This window comes from Rathayibacter sp. AY1D9 (genome assembly GCF_002932395.1).
Classification (GTDB): domain Bacteria; phylum Actinomycetota; class Actinomycetes; order Actinomycetales; family Microbacteriaceae; genus Rathayibacter.
Genome location: NZ_PSVQ01000070.1, coordinates 1 through 3,791, shown reverse-complemented (window position 1 = coordinate 3,791; position 3,791 = coordinate 1). Strand labels below are relative to the sequence as shown.

Sequence of the window (3,791 nt, the reverse complement as noted above, 5' to 3'; positions counted from 1 at the left end):
GCCCGTGCGGACTTGAGCAGCGAGTTGCGCTGGCGCAGCACCCGCTCGTAGTCGGCCTGGACGGCGCTCATCCGCGGGGAGCGGAGGATCACCAGCTGGTCGAGGAAGCGGCGGCGGGCCGACGGGTCGCCGCGGATGAGGAGGAGGTCCTCCGGCGCGAAGAGGACGCTGGAGAAGAAGCGGGGGAGCTCGCGCGGCTTGATCCCGCCGCGGTTGATCTGCGCGCGGTTGGGGGAGGAGCGGTTGATCTGCACCTCGGCCAGCAGGTCGCGCTCGCCGTTGCGGAGGCGGGCGCGCACCACGGCGCTGTCCCGGCCGGCGCGGATGAGCGCCTGGTCGCTCGACACGCGGTGCGAGCCCAGGGTGGAGAGGTAGCCGAGAGATTCGACGAGGTTCGTCTTGCCCTGGCCGTTGCGGCCGACGAAGAGGTTCGGTCCGGGCACGAGCTCGACATCGACCGACTCGTAGTTCCGGAAGTCGCTGAGCGCCAGCTGCGTCACCTGCACGTCGCGCTCCTCTCCTCCACCCGTCGTCGCGGGCCTTCCCTGCACCCCTGCGGGCTCCTCGCCCGTCCCGATCGGCCGATCCACCCGCTCCGGCGCCTGCGATCCGCTCTCCCAGCGCCGGCCAGGCCCTCGCCTCGAGCCTCGATACGCCCCTCCGGGGCTACTCGACCAGCATGCTGGCAAGACCATCCGTCGGGCTGGTCTCCATGCGCCGTCGCGGGGCCACTCGACCAGCATGATCGGCGGCGCCCCGTCCCTGCCCGTGAAGGCGGCCGCAGGCTCGCCGCCCGACGCCGGTAGCAGGGTGGAGGCGGCCGGAGGCCCGCCGCCTCCGTGAGAGCATCCCTGCCTCACGGGGGCGGCGGGCCGCAGTCCGCCGTCCGTCACCGGCTCTACGGAACGCGCCCCCCTCGGGAAGCCGACCGCCGTGAGGACTGCCGGAGGCAGTCCTCACCAGCCCACTCAGTCGACGGCCTTGACGGAGTGCCCGCCGAACTGGTTGCGGAGCGCTGCGACGGCCTTCATCGCGGGGGAGTCCTCCTGGCGGGAGACGAAGCGGGCGAAGATCGAGGCGCTGATCGTGGGCACCGGGACGGCGTTGTTGATGGCCTCCTCGATGGTCCAGCGGCCCTCGCCCGAGTCCTGCACGTAGCCCTCGATGTTCTTGAAGTCCGGATCCTGCTCGAGGGCGCGGACGAGGAGCTCGAGCAGCCAGGAGCGCACGACCGTGCCGCGCTGCCAGGCCTTGAAGGTGCCGGTGACGTCCTTGATGATGTCGCTGCGGGTCTCGAGCAGCTCGTAGCCCTCGGCGAACGCCTGCATCAGGGCGTACTCGATGCCGTTGTGGACCATCTTCGCGTAGTGGCCGGCGCCGACCTCGCCGACGTGGACGAAGCCCTCCTCGCGGGGGCCCTCGGGGCGCAGCGCGTCGAAGACGGGCATGGCGTACTCGACGAGCTCCTTCGGGCCGCCGACCATCAGGCCGTAGCCGTTCTGGAGTCCCCAGACGCCGCCGGAGACGCCCGCGTCGATGTAGTGGATGCCCTTGGGCTTCAGCAGCGCGTCGTGCTTGAAGTCCTCGGTGAAGCGGGAGTTGCCGCCGTCGATGACGAGGTCGCCCTCGCTGAGCTTCTCCGACAGGTCCTTGACGACCGCGTCGGTGATCTCGCCGGCCGGCACCATCACCCAGACGATGCGGGGCGAGGGGAGTGCGGCGATCATCTCGTCGAGAGAGGCCGCGTCCGAGACGTCGGGATTGCGGTCGTAGCCGGTGACCTCGAGCCCCTTGGAGCGGAGGCGGGAGCGCATGTTGTCGCCCATCTTGCCGAGGCCGACGAGTCCGATGTGCATGGTGAACCTTCCTGGATTCGTTGTCCGGCGGGCGGGCGCTCGTCGGGAGCGGGGCGGTCGCGGCTCTGCGATCCGGGGAGTGGTCAGCGCAGCAGCAGGTTGGGCTGGAGCAGGTAGCGGTAGCTGTCGCTGCCGGGCTGCTCCCGCGAGGTCTGCGCGGTGATCAGGACGGGGCCGGGCTTGTTGGGGTTCTCGGTCTTCGTGAACGCGATGCGCACGAACTCCGAGTGGACGGCGGCGAGGCCGTCGAGCAGGAACTGCGGCTTGAGCGAGACGACCACGTCGTCGCCGGTCACGATCGCGTCGATGCTCTCGGACGCCTGCGCCTGCTCGGAGCCGATGGCCTCGAGGGTGAGGCCGTCGCTGCTGAAGCTGAAGCGGAGGGCCGCCTCGCGCTCGAGCACGAGCGAGACGCGGCGGGTGGCCTCGATGAGGTCGCTGGTCGACATGACCGCGTAGTTCTCGACGGAGGCGGGGAAGAGGCGCTTCACGGGCGGGAAGTTGCCCTTGATCAGCAGCGAGGTGACGGTCTTGCGGTCCGCGGTGAAGGCGATCAGCTCGCGCTCGTCGCGGTTGGTGATCGCGACGGAGACGGTGCCGGAGTGGCCGAAGGTCTTGCCGACCTCCTGCAGCGTGCGCGCGGGCACGAGGGCGGTGAGCGGCTGGGTGGGCGCGGGGTTGTCCCCGTTGTCCCAGTCGATCTCGCGGACGGCCACGCGGTAGCGATCCGTCGCGACGAGGCCGATCGTGTTCTCGGTGATCTCGAGCTGCACGCCGGTGATGACGGGGGTCACGTCGTCGCGGGAGGCGGCGACCGCCACCTGCGAGACGGCGGCCGCGAAGGCGTCGGCCGGGACGAGGCCGGTGGAGGCGTCGATCTCGGGGATGCTCGGGTACTCCTCCACGGGCATCTGCAGGAGCGTGAAGTGCGCCGAGCCGGCCGAGACCGAGACGCGCGACTCCTCCGTGGCGATGCGCACGGGAGCGTTGGGGAGGCGGTTCGCGATGTCAGCGAGCAGACGGCCCGAGACGAGCACGGTCCCCGTCTCCTCCACGTCGGCCGCGATCTGCGTCTGCGCGGACACCTCGTAGTCGAAGGAGGACAGCGTCAGACCCTCGGAGGTCGCCTCGATGAGGACTCCGGAGAGGATCGGCAGGGTCGTGCGCTGCGGAAGCAGCTTGACCGCGAAGGACACCGCCTCGCTGAAGACATCGCGGTTGGCTTGGAACCTCACGAGTACACCCCTGACGAGTCGCGGACGAAGACCGTCGCCCATCGTACCCGCCGGGCTCGACGAGCTCGGAAGGGGGTGGACCGCCGAGCACTCCCGAGCCGCTGTGGAGAGGTTGCCGGTCGAGGCTTCATTAAAGAGAGAACTGCGTTAACAGTGTTAACACGTGTGGAAACTGTGGAAAACGCTTCGGACCCCTACTCCTGGGTGGGATCGGAGGGACCCGCCCCTGTGGAGGGAGTGTGAGCGGGCCCGTGGACGCCCTGTGGAGCGATCCGAGCCGACCGGTCGCCCTCCACAGGCGGGCTCTCCCGGCGCACAGTCCCGAGGCGGTTGTCCACAGTTATCCACAGGTTCCTCACACTGTGGAAATCGGCCCTCCGAGGCGCGCGAGGCGGCGTGTCCGAGGCCCGCGCAGTGGGTCGAGGAGTCCGTCGACGACGTCTCCGGGTCACGACGGAGACCGTCGAACGCGGCTCGCGCCGTCCGAGCGGCGCGGAAGACGATGCGCGCTCCCTCTCCCCTGCGCTGCTCTCCTGGCCGTCGCTCGGCGGATCGACACCGTCCGATCGCACGCCGGCCGCTCATCCGCTCACCCGGACCCCTTGAGCACGTGCGGTTCATGCTGGTCGAGTAGCCCCAGCGAGCCGTATCGAGACCCCCGCCAGCGCCTTCGCCCGATCTCGACGCGCGCCGACACCGA

General features: G+C 70.1%; 3 protein-coding genes. All 3 read right to left on the bottom strand.

The window, feature by feature from the left end; translation table 11 throughout:
* On the bottom strand, positions 1-506 hold a 506-nt coding region (locus C5C50_RS16490), incomplete at its 3' end, for an AAA family ATPase (protein WP_146085930.1).
* A 462-nt stretch (positions 507-968) separates the two neighbouring features.
* Complete coding sequence (gene gnd / locus C5C50_RS16485) at positions 969-1,856, bottom strand: phosphogluconate dehydrogenase (NAD(+)-dependent, decarboxylating) (RefSeq protein WP_104222677.1); 888 nt, start codon at positions 1,854-1,856, stop codon at positions 969-971.
* Between the two features lie 83 nt (positions 1,857-1,939).
* Positions 1,940-3,091: a DNA polymerase III subunit beta gene (dnaN, locus tag C5C50_RS16480; RefSeq protein ID WP_104222678.1), complete on the bottom strand. Its 1,152-nt coding sequence runs from the start codon at positions 3,089-3,091 to the stop codon at positions 1,940-1,942.
* Between the last annotated feature and the right edge of the window lie 700 nt (positions 3,092-3,791).